Source organism: Pseudomonas sp. JH-2, assembly GCF_036231725.1.
Classification (GTDB): domain Bacteria; phylum Pseudomonadota; class Gammaproteobacteria; order Pseudomonadales; family Pseudomonadaceae; genus Pseudomonas; species Pseudomonas delhiensis.
Map to the genome: position 1 here is coordinate 19,694 of NZ_JAZAQP010000007.1, position 21,939 is coordinate 41,632.

Consider the following 21,939-nt stretch of genomic DNA (forward strand, 5'->3'; position numbering starts at 1 on the left):
GCGGCAGCGGCTCCTCCGGGGGTTGCTGCATGGGCACTTCCTCGGGGAACTCCTCGGGCACCTGGCTTTCCCGGTCGGGAAACGTCGGCGGCTGCTCGGGCTGGGGCCGCTGGAGCTGTATGAAAGGGACCATGGCGTACCTCCTTGGGCAAGGGTGGCTGTCACCCTTGCTTTGGACGCGCCGCGTCAGTTTGGTTCGGTTTTTCCGGCCTCGGCCTGCACCTCCACCAGCAGCGCCAGCAACTGCTCGCGGTCGAAGGGCTTGGCCAGGCGCCGCAGTGACGCGGGGCAGCCTTCCAGGCGTGCCGGGTAGCCGGTCATCAGCACGCAGCACAGCGTCGGGAGCGCCTGCCGGGCGCGCTGGATCAACTGCATGCCGTCCAGGTCGGGCATCGCGTAGTCGGTCAGCAGCAGGTCGAACGCCTCTCCCTCCTTCGCCAGCAGCTCCAGCGCATGCTGCGAGGAGTCGGCGCGGCGCACTTCGCAGCCCAGCTCCAGCAGCAGGGCCGCGGTGCCGGTCAGCACCAGCGGGTCGTCGTCGACGATGAGCACGCTCAGTTCCACCCTTTCCGGCATAGCCGCCTGGGCCGCAGTTTCCTGGGCGTCCTCTTCGCCGTCCGCCGCGGGGAGCACCGCCGGCAGCCAGATTTCCGCGGTGGTGCCCTGCCCCGGCGCGCTGTGCAGCATCAGCGCGCCGCCCTGCTGCTGGGCTATGCCATGGACGATGGACAAGCCCAGGCCGGTGCCCTTGCCAGTGGCCTTGGTGGTGTAGAAGGGCTCCGCCGCCCGGCGCAGGGTCTCGGCATCCATGCCCTGCCCCGTGTCGGAGATCGCCAGGCACACGTAGTCGCCGCCGGCCAGGTTGGTGCGCTGGCCGTCCAGCAGCGTCTCGTTGCGCGCCGAGATGGTGATGGCTCCGCCCTGGGGCATGGCGTCGCGGGCGTTGGTCGCCAGGTTGATGATCGACAGCTCCAGCTGGTTCTGGTCGCTCATCATCCGGTTCAGGTGCAGGGGGAAACGCGTCTCGATGGTGATGGTCGGCCCCAGCGAACTGAGCAGCAGCTCGCTCATGTCCTGCAGCAGCGTCGGCAGCTCGATCGGCTGCGGGAACAGCCGTTGCTTGCGGGCGAAGGCGAGCATCCGCTGCGTCAGCTGGGCGCCACGGCGGGTGGCCTCCAGGGCGTTGCGCCAGATGTCCTGGACGCGCTCGGCGTCGGCCGGCAGGTGCCGGTGCAGCAGTTGCAGGCCGCCGATGATCACCGTGAGCAGGTTGTTGAAGTCGTGGGCGACGCCGCCGGTGAGCTGCCCCAGGGACTCCATCTTCTGCGACTGGATCAGCTCGTTGCGCGCCCGCTCCAGCTCCTCCTGGGCATAGCGCTTGTCGGTGATGTCGCGGGTGATCTTGGCGAAGCCCAGCAGGGTACCGGCGTCGTCGTGGACCGGGTCGATCACCAGGTTGGCCCAGAAGCGGCTGCCGTCCTTGCGCACCTGCAGCCCTTCCTCCTCGTAGCGTCCCTCGGCCAGGGCGATGTTCAGGCTGCGCTCGGGTACGCCGTCGTTGCAATCCTCGGCGGTGTAGAAGCAGGAGAAATGCCGGCCGATGATCTCCTCCGGACGGTAGCCCTTGATCCGCTGCGCCCCGGAGTTCCAGCTGGCCACCCGGCCGTCCGGTTCAAGCATGTACAGCGCGTAGTCGGACACGCCGTTGACCAGCAGGCGGAACTGTTCCTCGCTGCGGCGCAGCGCCTGCTCGGTCTCGTGCTGGGCGGTGCGGTCACGGGTGATCTTCACGTAGCCCAGCAGCTCGCCGCTGTCGTCGCGCACCGCGTCCATCACCACGTGGGCCCAGAAGGTCGAGCCATCGCGGTGCAGCCGCCAGCCCTCGCTTTCGTAGCGCCCCTCGCGCGCCGCGGTGGCCAGCGCCCGCTCGGGCAGCCCCGCCTTGCGGTCGGCGGGCGGGTAGAAACAGGAGAAATGCCGGCCGATGATCTCGCGGGCCTCGTAGCCCTTGAGCCGTTGTGCCCCGGAACTCCAGCTACCGACCAGGCCGTTGGGGTCGAGCATGTAGATGGCGTAGTCCGTCACCGCCTCCATCAGCAACCGATAGCGGGCGTCCTCCACCAGTTGCGCGTTGCTGGCGATCGTTCCTGACATGGCGTTCCTCCACCGAATCGCTTCAGCAAAGCACAGCTTCGCAGGGCGTACCTCATCGGCCGCCAAAAGGGGCCCGCCGGGTGGAAAGTCTGAACCCGCCCCGCCAGGCCCCGTCAACCCTGTGGGCCCCATGCCCCGGGGCCATCCCACAGACCGATGGAGAACTGCCATGAACATCCCCGCCCTACTGCGCGGCACCCTGTTGTCGGCCACCCTGCTGGGCGCCGCCGCACCCCTCTTCGCCGCGGAGCCCGCCGCCCGCGACCAGGCCTTCGCCAGCGAGGCCTCCGCCGCCGGCCAGGCCGAGATCGACGCGGCCAAGCTGGCCCTGCAGAAGAGCCAGGCGGCCGACGTGAAGACCTTCGCCCAGCACATCATCGACGACCACACCAAGGCCAACACCGAACTGCAGGCCCTGGCCACCCGGAAGCACCTCGAGCTGTCCGACCAGCCGGGCATGGCCGACAGGGCCAAGGCGAAGGCGCTGGACATGCGCGACGAGTCCTTCGACGCCGCCTACGCCGACAACCAGGTCGCGGCCCACGAGAAGGCCGTGCAACTGTTCACCGAAGCGGCCGACAGCGCCAGCGATCCCGACCTGCAGCAGTTCGCCCGGGTGACCCTGCCGGTGCTCAAGCAGCACCTGCAGATGGCCCAGGACCTGGCCAAGGCGCATCCCTCCAGGTGACGGCGGCCGCCGGGGCGGCCCCGCCCCGGCCCGCGTCAGCCCAGCACCAGGCGGTTGGCGCGCTCGCCCACCACCATCTCGGTGATCCAGCGCACCAGGATGTCGGTATAGGCGTCCTGGGCCAGCTCGGTGCTCAGCGCATGATCGGCCTCGTCGATGATCCGGTGCGTCAGCGAGTGGGTCTGCTGGAAGGCGGCCCGGTAGCTGAGGATGGTCGCGCTGGGGATGAAGTCGTCGTGCTCCGACTGCACCAGCAGCACGTCGCCGGTGAAGGCGGCGCAGGCGCGCAGGGCGCGGTTGCTCGCCGCCGGCACGCGGCTGGAGCGGTAGGCCATCAGGTCGTCCCGCGGCAGCTCGCGCTTGGGCCGGTCCCAGTCCTCGTCGCGGTACAGTGCCGGCACGCGCAAGGCCAGCCAGCGGATCTTGCGCAGCTCGCTGAGGATGCAGGCGAGGTAGCCGCCATAGCTGGTGCCGACCACGGCGATGGCCCCGGGGTCGATCTGCGGGTGCGCGGCCAGGCGGTCGTAGGCGGCCAGCAGGTCGCGCAGGTTGTGCTCGCGGGTGATCCACTCGCGCTGGCGCTCCTCGGCGCCGTGCCCGCGCAGGTCGAAGGTCAGGCACACGCAGCCCAGGCCGGCGATGCCGCGGGCGCGCCTGAGGTCGCGCTGCTGGCTGCCGCCCCAGCCGTGCACGAAGAGCACGCCGGGCACATGGGTACGCGGGCTGAGGAAGTTGCCCTGCAGGCGCAGGGAGTCGACGTTGATGTCGATGCGCTCGTCATAAGGCGTCATAGGTCCTCCACCATTGCGTATTTCAGCAGGAAGTCGCCACGCCGGTCGGGGCCGCGGTAGATCACCCGGGCATTGGCCGGCAGCGCCTTGTCCTCGAAGATCTCGAAGGACGAGGCGCGCACCGCCTGCAGCGCCGGGTCCGCCACCAAGGCCTGCAGGGCGGCCAGCTCGGCGCCGGTGGCACCGCCCACGCGCCAGGACTGCTCCAGCACGCCGCTGCGCTGCCGGCCCCGGGCATCCACGCCCTGGGCGATGTCGTAGTTGCGCCGCGAGGCGAAGAAGTGCGGCAGGCACTGGCTGGCGGCGCGGTCGAAGGCCCGGCCCTGCTGGATCGCCAGGCGAACCTCGGCGGCCAGGTCCAGCCCCAGCAGGGCGTCGAAGTCGCCGCGTACCACCAGCAGGTCGGAGCCGCCGTAGACCAGCTCGCCGCGGGCGTTGCGGTTCTGCTGCTGGAAGCCATGGTAGGACAGCAGCACGCCGCTGACCTGGGCCTGGCCGACGCTGAGGGTGCGCACCTCGGCGAGGTCGTCCTCGATGGCCAGGCCGGCCAGGAAGTCCGCCTCGTCGTAGCCGGCCAGCGCCGCCTCCAGTTCGTCCACGTCGACTACCACCCGCTGCCCCAGGCCGCCGCGCCCGCCCGCCGGCTTGAGCCGCTGCGGGCCACGCGGCAGGCGCGCGCTGGCGCAGCGCCAGGCGTCCTGGCAGCAGAACGCGCTGTGGCCATCCAGCACCACCGACGCCACCCGCTCGGCGAAGCCGGCCGCCCAGCCCCGCGGGGTGAGCGCGGCGTGCTCGATCAGCGGGTGGACGATCGCCTTGCCGGCCTGGTGGGCCTGCTCGACATAGCCGCCGAACAGGTCCAGCGGCCCCTGCACACCCAGCCGGCGGGCCTGCTCGCGGCCCACCAGGGTGTCGCTGGGCACCCAGTAGTAGTGTCGCTGCGGGTCCCGTGCCGCGGGCGGGCCGTCGAAGAACTCCAGCCCCTGGATTTCCGCCAGCCAGCGGGCCAGCTCGCGGTTGCTGCAGGCGTCCTCGGGCGCAGGGTCGGCCTGCGGCGAGGTGGCGATGACGATACGTCGATTCTCGGCGTGGATCATGCGGCCGCTCCCTTCGTGCGTGGCGTATGAACACTCGACTGTGCCCGCAGTCAGTGGTTCTACGGAGTCGATGAAGCGAGGACAGGACGATGGACCAGGACCGCGAGGCGCAGATACGCCAGAAGGCCCACGAAATCTGGGAAGCCGAAGGCCGCCCCAGCGGCCAGGCCGAACGCCACTGGCGAATGGCCCGGGAACACCTGGGCGAAATCCTCCCGGTGGAAGCCGCCCGCGACGCGCCCCCGGCGGGCAAGGCGCGGAAGCATCGCCGGGGCGGGTGATGCCGTCGGCGCCGAATGACCGTTTGCGGTTATCCGCCGTCATTCGTGCCACCAGGGTGTCCGGCGCGGCCGATGAATCCAATCACGGACGGAGTCCGCGATGGCCCAGCGGCCGCACGAATCATCAGGCAAAACCACGGATATTCGCCCCCACCTCGCCTCCCCACCCACCCCTGCAAAATGCGCGGCACCTCCATCCCGGTCGTGCAACGCGCCCGCATCACAACGCCATCAGACTCACCATTTCCCCTTCTGAATCAACGGCCTGAAACAAGCGCACCGCCTGGTACGGAGCCTGCTTTGCGTACTGAGCCCGGGGCGCCTGCCCCGCAGTGCGTTCCGCAGCGGCAAACGCCGGCCCGGCCCGGCAGAAAATCGAAACTTCGCACCGCGCGGCCCGGTCCCCCTGAAGAGGTCGCCGGCGAAGCGGAGACTCCCAACGAAGGCCGGCAGGATTGTCCGGCCCACTGCAAAGAGGAAGTGGAAGATGCGAAACCTGCTGGCCGATGCCCGCCTGGAAGACCCCTGCCCACCCACGCTGCCGCCGTTTTCCCTGACGGCGGAAGTCACCCCCGTGCGGCGCAGGCGGATCCTCTTCGTCACATCGGAGCTCACCGACTTCGTCAAGGCCGGCGGCCTGGGCGACGTCTCCGCCGCCCTACCGCGGGCGCTGCTGGCCGAGCACGACATCCGCGTGCTGCTGCCCGGCTACCGCCAGGTGCTCAAGGGCGCGGTCGCCTGCCGGGTGGTCGGCCACCTGCCGGGCCTGGCCGCGCTGCCGCCCTGCGACATCGGCGAGCTGCAACTGGCCGACGGCCTGCGCGTCTACGTGGTCATCTGCCCCGAACTCTACGACCGCGAGGGTACGCCCTATGGCGACGACGCCGGCAACGAATGGCCGGACAACCACATCCGCTTCGCCCGCCTGAGCCTGGCCGCCGCCGACATGGCCGCCGGCCTGGCCACCCCCGGCTGGTGCCCCGACCTGCTCCACGTCAACGACTGGCCCAGCGCCCTGGCCCCGGCCTACATGGCCTGGCGCGGGCAGGCCACGCCCAGCGTGCTAACCATCCACAACCTCGGCTACCAGGGCGCCTGCCCCCTGGGCAGCTGCGCCGAGCTGGGCCTGCCCGAGCACGCCGGGCTGCCGGAGAGCATGGAGTTCTACGGCAAGCTGTCGTTCCTCAAGGCGGGCATCAACCATGCCAGCCACATCACCACCGTCAGCGAGACCTACGCCCGCGAGATCACCGGCGAGGCCTTCGGCTGCGGCCTGCAGGGCGTGCTCGCGCAGCGCCGCCGGGAAGGCCGCCTAAGCGGCATCACCCATGGCATCGACGCCAGCTGGGACGCGCGCAGCGACCCGCACCTGGTGGCGCGCTTCGACGCCCGCCGCCTGCAAGGCAAGCGGCGCAATGCCGAGTACGTGGAGCGCAGCTTCGGCCTGCTGCCCGGGCGCGGCCCGCTGTTCGCCGTGGTCTCGCGCCTGGTGCAGCAGAAAGGCATCGACCTGACCCTGGCCATCGCCGACCGCATGGTCGAGGCCGGCGGCCGCCTGGTGGCGATCGGCCGCGGCGAGCCGCCGCTGGAGCGGGCCATGGCGCAACTGGCCGAGCGCTACCCGGGGCGCGTCGGCGTGCGCATCGGCTTCGACGAGACCGAGGCGCGGCGCATCTACGCCGCCAGCGACTTCCTGCTGATGCCCTCGCGCTACGAACCCTGCGGGCTGAGCCAGATGTACGCCCAGCGCCTCGGCTCGCTGCCCATCGCCCGCTGCACCGGCGGCCTGGCCGACACCATCGTCGACGGCGTCACCGGCCTGCTGTTCCGCGAGGGCGACCCGGACAGCTACTTCGAAGCGGTGCAGCGCGCGCTGAACATCCACCGCTACCCCGAGCTGCTCAACGCCATGCGCTGCAAGGCCATGGAAGCCCCGCCGTACTGGAGCAAGGCGGTGCGCCCCTATACCCGGCTGTACCGCGACCTGCTCGCGGAACTGCCCGTGAGCGTGCGCCGATGAGCCGCCAGCTGCCCCGGGCCGGAGCCCTGCCGCAGCCCGACGGGCTGACGCGCTTCGCCATCTGGGCGCCGGACGCGCGGCGGGTGGACCTGCAGCTGGGCGACGGCAGCCGCCTGCCCATGCAGGCCCTGGACGACGGCTGGTACAGCCTGGAAATCCCCTGCGCGGCCGGCAGCGCCTACCGCTTCTGCATCGACGACCGGCTGTCGGTGGCCGACCCGGCCTCGCGGGCCCAGGCCGGCGGCGTGGAGGCCGACAGCCTGGTGCAGGACCCCACCGCCTACGCCTGGCAGAGCCGCGAGTGGCGCGGCCGGCCCTGGCACGAGACGGTGCTCTACGAACTGCACGTGGGCCTGTTCGACGGCTTCGGCGCCCTGCTCGACTTCCTCCCGGGGCTGGTCGAACTGGGCGTCACCGCCATCGAACTGATGCCGCTCAACGCCTTCCCCGGGCGCCGCAACTGGGGCTACGACGGCGTGCTGCCCTACGCCCCCGCCTCGGCCTATGGCACCCCGGAGAACCTCAGGCGGCTGATCGACCAGGCCCACCTGCTGGGCCTGATGGTCTTCGTCGACGTGGTCTACAACCACTTCGGCCCCCAGGGCAACTACCTGGGCGAATACGCCTCGGGCTTCTTCGGCGAGCAGCCCACGCCCTGGGGCCACGCCATCGACTTCGCCCGCCCGGCGGTGCGCGAGTTCTTCATCGGCAACGCCGAGATGTGGGTGCGCGACTACCGCGTCGACGGCCTGCGCCTGGACGCCGTGCACGCCATCGCCGACAAGGCCTTCCTGGTCGAGCTGGCCGGGCGCGCCCGCAGCGCCGCCCAGGGCCGCCACCTGCACCTGGTGCTGGAGAACGAGGACAACCAGGCGAGCCTGCTGCGCCAGGGCTTCGACGCGCAGTGGAACGACGACCTGCACCACGTGCTGCACCACCTGCTGACCGGCGAGCGCGAGGGCTACTACGCCGACTACGCCGGGGCCACCACCGCCAAGCTGTGCGCCTGCCTGGCCGAGGGCTTGGTCTTCCAGGGCCAGCGCGACTACCGCGGGCGGGTGCGCGGCGAACCCAGCGCCGAGCTGTCGCCGCTGGCCTTCGTGGCCTTCCTGCAGAACCACGACCAGGTCGGCAACCGCGCCCTGGGCGAGCGCCTGATCGCCCTGAGCCGTCCCGAGCGCCTGCGCGTGGCGGTGGCCCTGGTGCTGCTGGCGCCCATGGTGCCGATGCTGTTCATGGGCGAGGAATGGGGCGAGCGCAACCCCTTCCTCTATTTCACCGACTACCAGGGCGACCTGGCCAAGGCGGTCAGCGACGGGCGGCGCCAGGAGTTCGCCGCCTTCGGCCGCTTCTCCGGCGCCCTCCCCGAGCCCAACGACTACGAGACCTTCGTCGCCTCGCGGCCGCGCCCGGAACACGCCGACAGCGCCTGGCGCGCCCATTACCGGCGCCTGCTGGAGCTGCGCCATGCCTGGCTCATCCCACGCCTGGACGGCACCCGCGCCCTGGGCGCGGTGCCCCTGGGCGAGGCGGCGGTGAGCGCGCGCTGGCGCCTGGGCGATGGCAGCCTGTGGCGCATCGAGCTCAACCTGGGCAGCGAGGAAGTCTTCGTCGAGGCGCCGGCGGCGCAGACGCAGATCCTCTTCTGCGAAGGCCAGGAAGTCGCCGACTACCGCGCCGGCCGGCTCGCCCCCGGCAGCCTGGCCCTGAGCCTGGAGGACAGCCCATGAGCGATGCGCTGCTGCGCGAACTGGCCGGCGAGGCGGGCCTGAAGCTCGACTGGGTGGATGCCGACAACCGCCCGCAGCAGGCCAGCCCCGAGGTGTTGCGCCAGGTGCTGGAGGCCCTGGGGTTGCCGGCGCAGAGCCCCGGGCAGCTATGCCAGAGCCTCGGCCAGGTGCGCCAGGAGCGCGCCGCGCCGCCCTCGCTGCTGACCCTGGACCAGGGCCGGCCGCTGCAACTGGGCCCCCTGGCCAGGCCCAACGAGGCGTTCCGGCTGGTCCCCGAGCACGGCGAGGACATCGAGGGGCGCCTGGACGAGGCCAGCGCCCTGCCCCCCGTGGCCCAATGCGGCTACTACCGCCTGCAACTGGCCGAGCGGGAGCTGAGCCTGGCCGTCGCCCCGCCCCGCTGCCCCCAGGTGCCGGAACTCTGCGACGGGCGCCGCCACGCCTGGGGCCTGGCGGCGCAGCTGTATGCCCTGCGCGAGCCCGGCGACGGTGGCCTGGGCGACCTGGCGGCGCTGGAGGCCCTGGCCCGCAGCGCCGCCGCCAAGGGCGCCGACGCCCTGGCCATCAGCCCGCTGCATGCCATGTTCGCCGCCGTCCGCCAGGCCTACAGCCCCTACTCGCCCTCCAGCCGGCTGTTCTTCAACGAACTGCACGCCGCGCCGCGCCAGGTCTTCGGCCAGGCCGCGGTGGAGCGGGCCATCGCCGAGGCCGGGCTGGGCGAGGAACTGCACGAGCTGGAAAGCCTGCCCCTGGTGGACTGGCCAGGCAGCGCCCGGGCCCGCGAGCGCCTGCTGCGGCAACTGCATGGCGGCTTCGCCCGGGCCGACGCCGGCCTGCAGCGTGACTTCCAGCGCTTCCGCCACGAGGGTGGCGAGGCCCTGCTGCAGCACTGCTGCTTCCAGGCCCTGCAACGCCGCCGCGGCGAGGCCGGCGACGGCCTGGACTGGCGCCACTGGCCGGCGGCCTTCCTCCGCCCGGAGGCCGAAGGCGTGCGCCAGTTCCTGCTCGAACAGCCGGAGGAAATCGACTTCCAGCAGTTCTGCCAATGGCTGCTGGCGCGCTGCCTGCAACACACCCAGCAGGCGGCGCGCGACGCCGGCATGGGCATCGGCCTGATCGCCGACCTCGCGGTGGGTGCCGACCCGCGCGGCAGCCAGGCCTGGATGCGGCAGGACGAACTGCTGGCCGGAGTCAGCGTCGGCGCCCCGCCCGACGTGCTCAACCGCGCCGGGCAGAACTGGGGCATCTGCGCCTTCTCGCCCCACGGCCTGCGCCTGCACGGCTACCGCGCCTTCATCGAGATGCTGCGGGCCAACCTGCGCTACCCCGGCGGCCTGCGCATCGACCATGTGCTGGGGCTGCGCCGCCTGTGGGTGATCCCCGAGGGCGCACCGCCGGAAGCCGGCGCCTACCTGGAATACCCGCTGGACGACCTGCTCCGGCTCATCTGCCTGGAGGCGCGGCGGGCCCGGGCGCTGATCATCGGCGAAGACCTCGGCACCATCCCCGGGGGCCTGCGCGAGCGGCTCGCCGAACACGGCATCCTGGGCATGCGGGTGCTGCTGTTCGAGCAGGCCGGCGGCCACTTCCACGCCCCGGCGCACTGGCCGGACGCGGCCCTGGCCACCACCACCACCCACGACCTGCCGAGCCTGGAGGGCTGGCGCCAGGGCCACGACATCGACTGGCGCGAGCGCCTGGGCCAGCGCAGCGAGGAACAGGCACGGCACGACCGCGAGGAACGCCAGCGGGACGTCCAGGGCCTGGCCCGGGCGCTGGCCGGGAACGGCATCGCCCGCGAGCCGCTGGACGGCGCCATCGAGTTCGTCGGCCGCACCCCGGCGCCGCTGGTGCTGCTGCCCCTGGAAGACGCCCTGGGCAGCGTCGAGCAGCCCAACCTGCCCGGCCCCGGCGACGAACACCCGAACTGGCGCCGACGCTACCCGGCCCGGGCCGCTCAGATGCTCGACATCCCCGCGGTGAACGCGCGCCTGGAACGCCTGGACCAGGCGCGCCGGGGGCACGACTCATGAACGCCATCCGCGCCACCCTGCGCCTGCAGTTCAACCGCGACTTCACCCTGGACGACGCCCTGCCCTGGCTGGACTACTTCGCCGAACTGGGCATCAGCCACCTCTACGCCTCGCCGCTGCTCACCGCCCAGCCCGGCTCCGGCCACGGCTACGACGTGGTCGACCCCACCCGCATCAACCCCGAGCTGGGCGGCGAGGCGGCCCTGCGCCGGCTGGTCGGCGGCCTGCGCCTGCGCGGCATGGGGCTGATCGTCGACATAGTGGCCAACCACATGCGCATCGGCCAGGCCAACCCCTGGTGGCAGGACGTGCTGCGCTGGGGCCTGGCCAGCCCCTACGCGCACTTCTTCGACATCCACTGGCGCAGCGACGACCCGCTGCTGGACCGCCAGGTGCTGTTGCCCTGCCTGGGCGGCGACTACTTCGACGAACTGCGGGCCGGGCGCATCCGCCTGGGCTTCGCCGAGCACGCCGGCTGCTTCCAGCTGCACTACGGCGAGCAGTGCTTCCCGGTGTGCCCGGCCACCTACGGGATGATCCTGGTGCACGCCGGCGAAGGCCCGCTGTACGAACTGGCGCCGCGTTTCGCCGAACTGCGCGGCCACCCCCAGGCCCGCGTGCTGGCCACTGCCCTGTGCCGGCGCCTGGCGGCACTGCTGGGCGACGGGGCACTGTGCGAACGCCTGCTGGGCTTCTACCAGGTGGCTGAGGGCCGGGACTGGCGGCCCCTGCACCGCCTGCTGGAGAACCAGCACTACCGCCTGGCCAACTGGCGGGTGGCGGCCGACGACATCAACTGGCGGCGCTTCTTCGACATCAACGAACTGGTCGGCCTGCGCGTGGAACTGCCGGATGTGTTCGGCGCCTGCCACGCCTACCTCCTGCAACTGATGCAGGAAGGCCTGGTGGACGGCCTGCGCATCGACCACGTCGACGGCCTGGCCGACCCGCGCGGCTACTGCCGGCGCCTGCGCCGGGCGTTCCGCGACGGGACGGCGCCGCTGTACGTGGAGAAGATCCTCGCCGTCGGCGAACGGCTGCCGGCGGACTGGCGGGTGGACGGCAGCAGCGGCTACGACTTCATGAACCAGGTGTCGCTGCTGCAGCACGACCCGCGCGGCGAAATCCCCCTGCGGGCACTTTGGGAGCAGACCAGCGGCCGCCGCCAGGGTTTCGATGACGAACGCCTGGCGGCCCGCGAATGGGTGCTGGGCGGCGCCTTCGCCGGCGACCTGGAAGGCATGGCCCAGGAGCTCTGGCAACTGGCGCGCACCGACCTGGCCAGCCGCGACCTGCCCCTGGGCTCCATCCGCCGCGCGCTGTTCCAGCTGCTGCGGGCCTTCCCGGTGTACCGCACCTACGCCGGCGCCTGCGGCCGTTCGGCCCAGGACCGGCGCTATTTCGAACAGGCCCGCGGCGCCGCGGAGGAACGCCTGGACGAGCATGACCGGCGCACCCTGGCCTGGCTCGGCCGGGTGCTGGGCGGCGAGCCCCTGCGCGCTGTGCCGCCCGGGCCGCTGCGGCAGAAGCGCCGGCAGGTGCTGGCGCGCTTCCAGCAACTGACTCCGCCCATCGCCGCCAAGGCCCTGGAAGACACCGCCTGCTACCGCCACGCCGCCGCCCTGGGACGCAACGACGTGGGCTTCGACCCGCAGCGCCTGGCGGCGCCACCCGCGGAATTCCACGCCGCCTGCCAGGCGCGCCTGGCCGAATTCCCCCGCGCCCTGCTGGCCACCGCCACCCACGACCACAAGCGCGGCGAGGACTGCCGCGCCCGCCTGGCCGCGTTGAGCGAACGCGCCCCCTGGTTCGCCGAGCAGGTCGCGCAGTGGCGCCCCCTGGCCGCGGCCCTGCGCCACCCCGGGACGCCCCATGCGCCCAGCGGCGGCGACGAGCTGATCCTCTACCAGTGCCTGCTGGCCAGCTGGCCCCACGAGCTGGGCGAAGACGACGCCGAAGGGCTGCGCGCCTACCACCGGCGCATTGCCCAGTGGCAGCTCAAGGCGCTGCGCGAAGCCAAGCTGGAAACCGACTGGAGCGCCCCCGTGCAGGCCTACGAAAGCGCCTGCGCGGACTTCCTCGACGCCCTGCTCCTGCAACCCGCCGGCCGGGAACTGCGCGACGCCGTGGCCGCGGCGGCCCGGGCGCTGATGCCCGCCGGCGCGCTCAACGGCCTGGCCCAGTGCCTGCTGCGCTGCACCGCCCCCGGGGTGCCGGACCTGTACCAGGGCTGCGAGTTCTGGGACTTCAGCCTGGTGGACCCGGACAACCGCCGCACCCCGGACTACGCCCGGCGCCAGGCCACCCTGCAAGCGAACCCCGACTGGCCGCAGCTGCTGGAGCACTGGCGCGACGGGCGCATCAAGCAGGCCCTGCTGCACCAGGCGCTGCAGCTGCGCCGGCGCTGGCCGCAACTCTTCGAGCACGGCGGCTACCAGCCCCTCGACCTGCACGGCGAGCACGCCGGCTGCCTGCTCGCCTTCCTGCGCAGCCATGCCGGCCGGCACCTGCTGGTGCTGGTGCCGCGGCTGTGCGCGGGCCTGCTGGAAGACACGCCGCTGCCGCGGGTGGGCGCCGAGCGCTGGGGCGACACTCGCGTGCGCCTGCCGGCCGGGCTGGCCGGCCGCCACTGGCAGGGCCTGGCCGGCGGGCACCGCGACGACGACGCCGAACTGGCGGTGGCCGCCCTGCTGGGCGAGTTGCCGGCCAACCTGCTGACCTGCGCCGACGAGGAGGCAAGCCCATGAACATCGACGAACGCCGGGTACGCGAACTGGCCCACCAGATCTGGGAATCCGAAGGCCGCCCCGAGGGCCAGGCCGAACGCCACTGGCGGATGGCCCGCAGCCTGGCCGAGGCCGAGCAGGAACAGATCGCCCAGCGCGAGGCCCCCGGCGAGGCGCCGGAGAAGCCGGCCCTGCTGCAGAAACCGCCGCGGCGCAAGGGCAAGCTGCCCGCCGCCGACCCCGAGCGCCCTGACCAGGGCTGAGCCCGGCGCCTTCCCCGCCCCATCGGCAAGCAGAGGACCCCCTCATGAGCAAACGCTCGCACTCGCGAGTCACCGAAGGCCGTCCCTTCCCCCTGGGTGCCACCTGGGACGGCCTGGGCGTCAACTTCGCGCTGTTCTCGGCCCACGCCACCCGCGTCGAACTATGCCTGTTCGACGCCAGCGGCAAGCGCGAGCTGGAACGCATCGAGCTGCCCGAATACAGCGACGAGATCTGGCACGGCTACCTGCCCGACGCCCACCCCGGGCAGATCTACGGCTACCGCGTGCACGGCCCCTTCGAGCCGGACGCCGGGCACCGCTTCAACCCCAACAAGCTGCTGATCGACCCCTACGCCCGCCAGCTGGTGGGCCAGCTGCGCTGGTCCGAGGCGCTGTTCGGCTACACCATCGGCTCGCCCGACGCGGACCTGAGCTTCGACACGCGCGACAGCGCGCCTTTCGTGCCCAGGTGCAAGGTCATCGACCCGGCCTTCACCTGGGGCGAGCAGCGGTTCACCCGCATCCCCTGGGACGAGACGCTGCTCTACGAGGCGCACCTGCGCGGCATCAGCATGCGCCACCCGACGGTGCCCGAGCGCCTGCGCGGCACCTGCGCGGGGTTGATGAACGCCGAGCTGATCAAGCACCTGCGCCACCTGGGCATCACCAGCCTGGAGCTGCTGCCGGTGCACGGCTTCGTCGACGACAAGCACCTGCTGGAAAAGGGCATGAGCAACTACTGGGGCTACAACAGCATCGCCTTCTTCGCCCCCCACGCCCGCTACCTGGCCAGCGGCCAGGTCAACGAGTTCAAGGAAATGGTGGCGCACCTGCACGACGCCGGCATCGAGCTGATCCTCGACGTGGTCTACAACCACACCGCCGAGGGCAACGAGCTGGGCCCGACGCTGAGCATGCGCGGCATCGACAACGTCTCCTACTACCGCCTGCAGGCCGACGACCGGCGCTACTACGTGAACGACTCCGGCACCGGCAACACCCTGGACCTCAGCCACCCCTGCGTGCTGCAGATGGTCACCGACTCGCTGCGCTACTGGGCCACCGAGATGCGCGTGGACGGCTTCCGCTTCGACCTCGCCTCCATCCTCGGCCGCTACGCCGAAGGCTTCGACGAGCGCCACAGCTTCCTGGTGGCCTGCCGCCAGGACCCGCTGCTCAGCCACCGCAAGCTGATCGCCGAACCCTGGGACTGCGGCCCCGGCGGCTACCAGGTGGGCCGCTTCCCGCCCGGCTGGGTGGAATGGAACGACCGCTTCCGCGACACCCTGCGCAGCTACTGGCGCGGCGACGAGGGCCAGCTGCCGGATCTGGCGCGGCGCCTCACCGCCTCCGGCGACCTGTACAACCATCGCGGCCGCCGGCCCTACGCCTCGGTCAACTTCATCACCGCCCACGACGGCTTCACCCTGCGCGACGTGGTGTCCTACGACCACAAGCACAACGAGGCCAACGGCGAGGACAACCGCGACGGCCACGACGACAACCGCTCCTGGAACCACGGCGAGGAAGGCCCCACGGGCGACCCGGCGATCCGCCAGCTGCGCCTGCGGCAGATGTGCAACCTGATGGCCACCCTGCTGCTGGCCCAGGGCACCCCCATGCTGCTGGCCGGCGACGAGTTCAGCCGCACCCAGCAGGGCAACAACAACGTCTACTGCCAGGACAACGAACTGGGCTGGATCGACTGGAACCTCGACGACGAGGGCCGCCAGCTGCAGGCCTTCACCCGCTACCTGATCCGCCTGCGGCGGCGCTACCCGATCCTGCGCCGCGGGCGCTTCCTGGTCGGCGAGTACAACGCCGAGCTGGGGGTGAAGGACGTGACCTGGCTGGCCCCCGACGGCCGCGAGATGACCCAGGAAGACTGGGAAACGCCCCAGGCCCGCTGCCTGGGAATGCTCCTGGACGGCCGCGCGCAACCCACCGGCATCCGCCGCAGCGGCGCCGACGCCACCCTGCTGCTGTTGCTCAATGCCCACCACGAGCCGCTGCAGTTCCAGCTCCCCGGCGTGGCCCAGGGCCGCGACTGGCAATGCCTGCTGGACACCATGGCCGAGCCGCCGGCCCTGGACGACGGCCTGGTGCACGGCTTCGACGCCGCCTTCGAACTGGGCCCGCGGGCGCTGGCGTTGTTCGTGTTGCGCAAGGAGGGGGATGGGTGACGGGCGTGGTTTCCCGTAGGGCGCATAACGCCTACGGCGTTATCCGCCGTTTGCGTCGGGCCCGGGTGCATGGAACGACGGCGGATAACCGCGAACGGTTATTCGCCCTACGAACCTGCCGGCTGACGCTGTGTTATCCGCGTTCGGCGCCAGCACACCCTCCCCCGGACAATCGGATGAAATCCGCCTGAACGGTGCCCCCGGCGCCCAGTCGGAAGCTATAGGCGCCCGCGAAGGCGTCCCCAACCGCAACCGCTATGGAGGACAGCATGAAAATCAGCGAAATCATGACGCGCAACGTCCAGACCACCGCCCCCGACACCTCGCTGCAAGAGGCCGCCGCGGCCATGGCACGGATCGACAGTGGCGCCTTGCTGGTCAACGACGGCGACCGCCTGGTGGGCATGGTCACCGACCGCGACATCGTCGTCCGCGCGGTGGCCGCCGGGCTGGGGGTGGATACCCCGGTGTCGCGGGTGATGAGCGGCGACATCCACTACTGCTTCGAGGACGAAGAAGTGCAGCACGTGGCCCGCAACATGGCGCAGGTGAAGATGCGCCGGCTGCCGGTGCTGACCCGCGAGAAGCGCCTGGTGGGCGTGGTCTCCCTCGGCAACATCGCCGCCTGCCGCGACGCCCAGGCCAGCGACACCGTGCTGCGCGGCGTGGCCCAGGCCCACTGACCAGCCCCCTGGCCACGGCGCCGCCCGGGCCGTGGCCGGCCGCACAGCGGGAGAACGACATGAAAGCTGTGGTATTCCACGACGTCGGCGACATCCGCCTGGACGAGGTCCCGGAGCCGACGCTGCGCCAGCCCAACGACGCCATCGTGCGCCTCACCGCCTCGGCGATCTGCGGCACCGACCTGCACTTCGTGCGCGGCAGCGTGGGCGGCATGAAGCCCGGCACCATCCTCGGCCACGAAGGCGTGGGCATAGTCGAGGAACTGGGCGACGAGGTGCGCAACCTGCAGGTGGGCGACCGGGTGGTGGTCCCCTCCACCATCGCCTGCGGCAACTGCGTGTACTGCCGCGCCGGCTACTACGCCCAGTGCGACGTCGCCAACCCCGGCGGCCAGCGCGCCGGCACCGCCTTCTTCGGCGGGCCCGAGGCCAACGGCGCGTTCCACGGGCTGCAGGCCGAGAAGGCGCGCATCCCCTACGCCAACATCGGGCTCATCCGCCTGCCCTCGCAGATCAGCGACGACCAGGCGATCCTGCTGTCCGACATCTTCCCCACCGGCTGGTTCGGCGCCGAGCTGGCCGAGGTGGGCAGCGGCGACACGGTGGCGGTGTTCGGTTGCGGCCCGGTGGGCCAGTTCGCCATCGCCAGCGCGCTGCTGAAGGGCGCCTCGCGGGTGTTCGCCATCGACCGCCACCCCGACCGCCTGCACATGGCCCGCCAGCAGGGCGCGGAGGTGATCGACTTCGAGCGCGAGGACCCGCTGCAGGCGCTGCTCTGGCTTACCGACGGCATCGGCGTGGACCGCGCCATCGACGCCGTCGGGGTGGATGCCGAGCGCAGCCACGGCGAGGTCACCCCGGCGCCCAGTGAAGGCCACGAGTCGCCCTGGACGCCGGGCAACGCGCCGGCCCAGGTGCTCGACTGGGCGGTGGCCGGCCTGGCCAAGGCCGGCACCCTCGGCATCATCGGCGTGTACGGGCCGGACTCGCGGACCTTCCCCATCGGCATCGCGATGAACCGCAACCTGACGCTGAAGATGGGCAACTGCCACCACCGCAAGTACATCCCGCGGCTGATCGAACTGGTGCTGAGCGGGCGCATCGACCCGGCCAAGGTGCTCACCCAGGTCAAGCCCATCAGCGACGCCATCGCCGCCTTCGAGGCGTTCGACCAGCGCCAGACCGGCTGGGTGAAGGTGGAACTGCAACCGCAGCGCCGGCACGCCGCCGCGGGCGACGAGGAACGCGTCCGCCAGCCGGCGCCGCCCGCCACGGAGTGACGCCATGGGAACGGACGGCCTGCACATCGGCATTTCCGGCTGGCGCTACGCCCCCTGGCGCGGCGAGTTCTACCCCAAGGGCCTGCCCCAGCGCGAGGAGCTGCGCTATGCCTCCCATGCCTTCGCCAGCATCGAGCTGAACGGTTCCTTCTACGGCCTGCAGACGCCCGAGCGCTACCGCCCATGGAAGGCGCAGACCCCCGAGGGCTTCCGCTTCAGCGTCAAGGGCCCGCGCTTCGTCACCCACCTGCGGCGCCTGCGCGAGCCGGAACAGGGCCTGGCCAACTTCTTCGCCTCCGGCCCCCTGGAGCTGGACGAGAAGCTCGGCGCCTTCCTCTGGCAGCTGCCGCCCAGCCTGGCCTACAGCGGCGAACTGCTGGAGGAGTTCCTCGCCCTGCTGCCACGCGACAGCCATGCGGCGGCCGAACTGGCGGGCTCCGCGGACGAGCGCCTGCGCCACGGGCAGCGCCCGCCGGGCAGGCGCTTCCCTTTGCGCCATGCCCTGGAGGTGCGCCACAAGAGCTTCTGCACCCCCGGCTTCACCGACCAGCTGCGCCGGCACGGCGTGGCCCTGGTAATGGCCGACGCGCCGTCGAAGTGGCCCTACGCCGAGGACCTCACCGCCCCGGACTTCACCTACCTGCGCCTGCACGGCGCCGAGGAACTCTATGCCAGCGGCTACGGCGAGAAGGCCCTGCGCCGCTGGTGCGAGCGCATCCGCCTGTGGCGCAACGGCCTGCAGCCCGCGGATGCCGAGCTGATCGACGCGGACAGGCGCGGCGACCGCCGGCACCGCGAGCTGTACTGCTACTTCGACAACGACATCAAGGTGCGCGCGCCCTTCGATGCCTTCCGCCTGATGCAGCTGCTCGACGTCCACCTGCCGCAGCAGCAGGTGCCGGGCGCCGCGGTGGAGGGCTGGGCATGAACCAGCCGGCCCGCACCGGCGCCGGCCAGGCGATGGCCAGCGGCCTTTCGCTGCGGGTACTGACGGTGAACACCCACAAGGGCTTCAACGCCTTCAACCGCCGCTTCATCCTCCACGAGCTGCGCGAGGCGGTGCGCGCCACCGCGGCGGACCTGGTGTTCCTCCAGGAAGTGCACGGCGAGCACCAGCTGCACGCCGGGCGCCACCCCGGCTGGCCGGCCACGCCGCACTACGAGTTCCTCGCCGACAGCATGTGGCCGGCCTTCGCCTACGGCCGCAACGCCGTCTACCCCGAGGGCCACCACGGCAACGCCCTGCTCTCGCGCTACCCGATCCTCAGCCACGACAACCACGACATCTCCATCGCCGGCAACGAGCAGCGCGGCCTGCTGCACGCCTGCATCGACCTGCCCGGCAGCGCCCCGCTGCATGCCGTGTGCGTGCACCTGGGGCTGCGCGAGGCGCAGCGGCGGCAGCAACTGGCGCTGCTCTGCCGCCTGGTGGAAAGCCTCCCCGCCCAGGCGCCGCTGATCGTCGCCGGCGACTTCAACGACTGGCGCTGCCAGGCCGGCGCCCTGCTCGCCGGCTGCGGCCTGGCGCCGGCCTTCGCCCACAAGGCGGGCGCCCCGCGCAGCTTCCCGGCGCGCTGGCCGCTGCTGCGCCTGGACCGCATCTACCTGCGCAACCTGCGGGTGCACGCCAGCCAGGTGCTGGGCGGCCGGCCCTGGCCGCACCTGTCCGACCATCTTCCCCTGCTCGCCGAGGTGAGCCCATGAACGAGCGCTGGCACGCGGGCAACCGTGTCGAACTGCTGGTCAACGGCGAGGCCTTCTACCCGCGGGTGTTCGAGGCCATCGCCAGGGCCCGCCGCGAGGTGCTGCTGGAGACCTTCATCATCTACGAGGACAAGGTCGGCCTGGCCTTGCGCAAGGCACTGCTGGCGGCGGCCCGGCGCGGCGTGCGGGTCGAGCTGATCGTCGACGGCTACGGCACCGCCGACCTGGGCACGGACTACATCGGCAGCCTGCTGGAGGCCGGGGTGCGCCTGCACCTGTTCGACCCGCGCCCGCGGCTGCTGGGCCTGCGCACCAACCTGTTCCGCCGCCTGCACCGCAAGCTGCTGGTGGTGGACGGCAGCACCGCCTTCGTCGGCGGCATCAACTTCAGCGCCGACCACCTGGCCGACTTCGGCACCATGGCCAAGCAGGACTACGCGGTGCTGGTGCAGGGCCCGGTGGCCCAGGATATCCGCCAGGCCAGCCTGGCCCTGCTGGAGGAGTACGGCAGCACCCCCGAGCGGCTGCCGCCCGGCCTGCCGAGCCTGGCCGGCGAGACCCGCGCCTGCCTGGTGCTGCGCGACAACGGCCCGCGCAGCACGGCCATCGAGCGGCACTACCTGGCGGCGATCCAGCGCGCGCGCCGGCGGCTGACCATCGCCAATGCCTATTTCTTCCCCGGCTACCGCCTGCTGCGGGCGCTGCGCCAGGCCGCGCAGCGCGGCGTGGAGGTGCGCCTGATCCTCCAGGGCCTGCCGGACATGCCGCTGGTGCGCCTGTGCAGCAAGCTGCTCTACGACACCCTGCTGCGCGATGGCGTACGGATCTACGAGTACTGCGACCGCCCGCTGCACGGCAAGGTGGCGGTGGCCGACGGCCGCTGGGCCACGGTGGGTTCGAGCAACCTGGACCCGCTGAGCCTGTCGCTGAACCTGGAGGGCAACCTGATGATCGACGACGCAGGTTTCGCCCAGGCGCTGGAAGCGCACCTGGACGCCCTGGCCCGCGACAACTGCCGGCGCATCAGCCGCAAGGTGGCGCGCCGCGGCTACTGGTGGCGCGCGCCCCTGGTGTTCCTGAGCTTCCACTTCCTGCGCCATTTCCCGGCCATCGCCGGGCAGTTGCCGGCGCACCGGCAGAAGCTGCGCTCGCCACGGGGGCTGGACGGCGAGCCGGCGGCGGACGCCCCGCGGGTGCGGCCATGAACGCCGCCGCGCCGCGGGAGCGGCACAAGCAGGCCTGGAAGCTGGCCCGGCGCGGGTTCTCCATCGCCCTGCTGGTGCTGCTGCCGGTGCTGCTGTTCCTGCTGATCCGCGCCACCGACTGGCAGGAGGTGTTCCACCTGCTGCGCGAGTACCGCGCCACCACCCTGCTCCTGGGGCTGGCCATCAGCCTGGCCAGCTACGCGGTGTTCAGCAGCTTCGACGTGCTCAGCCGCTACTACATCGGCCACCCGCTGCCGGTGCGGCGGGTGTTCACCGTGGCCTTCGTGTGCAACGCCTTCAACCTCAACCTCAGCTCCTGGGTCGGCGGCGTGGCCCTGCGCTACCGCCTGTACGGCCGCCTGGGCATGAGCGCGGCGGACATCACCCGCATCCTCAGCTTCAGCCTGGTGACCAACTGGTACGGCTACCTGCCGCTGGCCGGCGCGCTGTTCGTCACCGGCTACCCCGACCTGCCGGACGACTGGTCGGTGGGCCGCAACGGCCTGCGGCTGATCGGCGCTCTGCTGCTGGCCCTGGGCGTGGCCTACCCCCTGGCCTGCCGCTTCGCCCGGCGCCGCGCCTGGGGCTGGCGGCAGTACAGCCTGGCCCTGCCGAGCTGGCGCCTGGCGCTGCTGCAGGGCGCCATGGGGGCGGCCAACTGGTCGCTGATGGCGCTGCTGGTGAGCGTGCTGCTGCCGGACAGGGCCAGCTACACGGAAGTGCTGGCGACCCTGCTGATCAGCAGCATCGCCGGGGTGGTGCTGCACGTGCCCGCCGGGCTGGGGGTGCTGGAGGCGGTGTTCATCGCCATCCTCCACGACCACCTGGGCCGCGGCCCCCTGCTGGCGGCGCTGATCGGCTACCGGGTGCTGTACTTCCTGGTGCCGCTGTTCCTCGCCTGCCTGGTCTACCTCTGGCTGGAACGCTGGGCCCGCCGCCTGCGCCGCCGCCAGCGACGCCTGGCGCGGGCGGCGGAGAATGCGCCGTAGGATGGGGGTCGTGCTTCGGACCGGTTATGGTTATCCGCCGTCATCCGTGCCACCGGGGCGTCCGGCATGGCCGGCGAGTCCAATCGCGGACGGAGTCCGCTCCTACGCCCGA

Annotated in this window: 17 protein-coding genes; 14 read left to right on the top strand and 3 right to left on the bottom strand. The window is 71.8% G+C overall.

Going from position 1 to position 21,939, the window contains the following annotated elements; all coding sequences use genetic code 11:
• Positions 1 to 186: 186 nt before the first annotated feature.
• Positions 187 to 2,154 (bottom strand): hybrid sensor histidine kinase/response regulator, encoded by a 1,968-nt coding sequence (locus tag VV867_RS06845; protein ID WP_109935374.1) that lies wholly within the window; start codon positions 2,152 to 2,154, stop codon positions 187 to 189.
• A gap of 169 nt (positions 2,155 to 2,323) precedes the next feature.
• On the opposite strand from VV867_RS06845, the gene VV867_RS06850 reads away from it, so the two are divergent.
• Positions 2,324 to 2,842, top strand: a complete 519-nt coding sequence (locus VV867_RS06850; protein WP_109933587.1) for a DUF4142 domain-containing protein — start codon at positions 2,324 to 2,326, stop codon at positions 2,840 to 2,842.
• Between the two features lie 35 nt (positions 2,843 to 2,877).
• Here VV867_RS06850 and VV867_RS06855 read toward each other — a convergent pair whose 3' ends face one another.
• The gene (locus VV867_RS06855) at positions 2,878 to 3,633 is read right to left on the bottom strand and encodes an alpha/beta hydrolase family protein (protein ID WP_109933586.1); all 756 of its coding nucleotides are present in this window, start codon (positions 3,631 to 3,633) and stop codon (positions 2,878 to 2,880) included.
• Positions 3,630 to 4,730, bottom strand: coding sequence for a DUF3182 family protein (locus VV867_RS06860; RefSeq protein ID WP_328565946.1), 1,101 nt, complete (start codon positions 4,728 to 4,730; stop codon positions 3,630 to 3,632). Before VV867_RS06860 ends, VV867_RS06855 begins: the two co-directional genes overlap by 4 nt.
• A gap of 89 nt (positions 4,731 to 4,819) precedes the next feature.
• Here VV867_RS06860 and VV867_RS31135 point away from each other — a divergent pair, with 89 nt between their 5' ends.
• The 13 genes from VV867_RS31135 (at position 4,820) to VV867_RS06925 (ending at position 21,827) form a co-directional block, all read left to right on the top strand.
• The gene (locus tag VV867_RS31135; protein WP_109933584.1) at positions 4,820 to 5,011 is read left to right on the top strand and encodes a DUF2934 domain-containing protein; all 192 of its coding nucleotides are present in this window, start codon (positions 4,820 to 4,822) and stop codon (positions 5,009 to 5,011) included.
• 487 nt (positions 5,012 to 5,498) lie between these two features.
• Entirely contained in the window at positions 5,499 to 7,031 is a 1,533-nt protein-coding gene (gene glgA, locus VV867_RS06870; protein WP_109936035.1) for a glycogen synthase GlgA, read from the top strand.
• Positions 7,028 to 8,761: a malto-oligosyltrehalose trehalohydrolase gene (gene treZ, locus VV867_RS06875; protein WP_328565947.1), complete on the top strand. Its 1,734-nt coding sequence runs from the start codon at positions 7,028 to 7,030 to the stop codon at positions 8,759 to 8,761. Before glgA ends, treZ begins: the two co-directional genes overlap by 4 nt.
• A complete protein-coding gene (gene malQ, locus VV867_RS06880) occupies positions 8,758 to 10,794 on the top strand; it encodes a 4-alpha-glucanotransferase (RefSeq protein ID WP_328565948.1) in 2,037 nt (678 codons plus the stop codon). The genes treZ and malQ overlap by 4 nt, the downstream gene beginning before the upstream one ends.
• Positions 10,791 to 13,541: a malto-oligosyltrehalose synthase gene (gene treY, locus VV867_RS06885; protein WP_328565949.1), complete on the top strand. Its 2,751-nt coding sequence runs from the start codon at positions 10,791 to 10,793 to the stop codon at positions 13,539 to 13,541. Before malQ ends, treY begins: the two co-directional genes overlap by 4 nt.
• The gene (locus VV867_RS06890; protein ID WP_328565950.1) at positions 13,538 to 13,783 is read left to right on the top strand and encodes a DUF2934 domain-containing protein; all 246 of its coding nucleotides are present in this window, start codon (positions 13,538 to 13,540) and stop codon (positions 13,781 to 13,783) included. Before treY ends, VV867_RS06890 begins: the two co-directional genes overlap by 4 nt.
• Positions 13,784 to 13,827: 44 nt before the next feature.
• A complete protein-coding gene (glgX, locus tag VV867_RS06895) occupies positions 13,828 to 15,966 on the top strand; it encodes a glycogen debranching protein GlgX (RefSeq protein WP_328565951.1) in 2,139 nt (712 codons plus the stop codon).
• Between the two features lie 269 nt (positions 15,967 to 16,235).
• A complete protein-coding gene (locus VV867_RS06900) occupies positions 16,236 to 16,649 on the top strand; it encodes a CBS domain-containing protein (RefSeq protein ID WP_089393178.1) in 414 nt (137 codons plus the stop codon).
• Between the two features lie 59 nt (positions 16,650 to 16,708).
• Complete coding sequence (locus tag VV867_RS06905; protein WP_328565952.1) at positions 16,709 to 17,929, top strand: zinc-dependent alcohol dehydrogenase; 1,221 nt, start codon at positions 16,709 to 16,711, stop codon at positions 17,927 to 17,929.
• A 4-nt stretch (positions 17,930 to 17,933) separates the two neighbouring features.
• Positions 17,934 to 18,857 carry a DUF72 domain-containing protein gene (locus VV867_RS06910; protein WP_328565953.1) on the top strand — a complete coding sequence of 308 codons (924 nt, stop codon included), beginning with the start codon at positions 17,934 to 17,936 and terminating at the stop codon, positions 18,855 to 18,857.
• The gene (locus tag VV867_RS06915) at positions 18,854 to 19,633 is read left to right on the top strand and encodes an endonuclease/exonuclease/phosphatase family protein (protein ID WP_109936042.1); all 780 of its coding nucleotides are present in this window, start codon (positions 18,854 to 18,856) and stop codon (positions 19,631 to 19,633) included. Before VV867_RS06910 ends, VV867_RS06915 begins: the two co-directional genes overlap by 4 nt.
• Complete coding sequence (clsB, locus tag VV867_RS06920) at positions 19,630 to 20,838, top strand: cardiolipin synthase ClsB (RefSeq protein WP_275630206.1); 1,209 nt, start codon at positions 19,630 to 19,632, stop codon at positions 20,836 to 20,838. The genes VV867_RS06915 and clsB overlap by 4 nt, the downstream gene beginning before the upstream one ends.
• Positions 20,835 to 21,827 carry a lysylphosphatidylglycerol synthase domain-containing protein gene (locus tag VV867_RS06925; protein WP_328565954.1) on the top strand — a complete coding sequence of 331 codons (993 nt, stop codon included), beginning with the start codon at positions 20,835 to 20,837 and terminating at the stop codon, positions 21,825 to 21,827. The genes clsB and VV867_RS06925 overlap by 4 nt, the downstream gene beginning before the upstream one ends.
• Positions 21,828 to 21,939 lie beyond the last annotated feature (112 nt).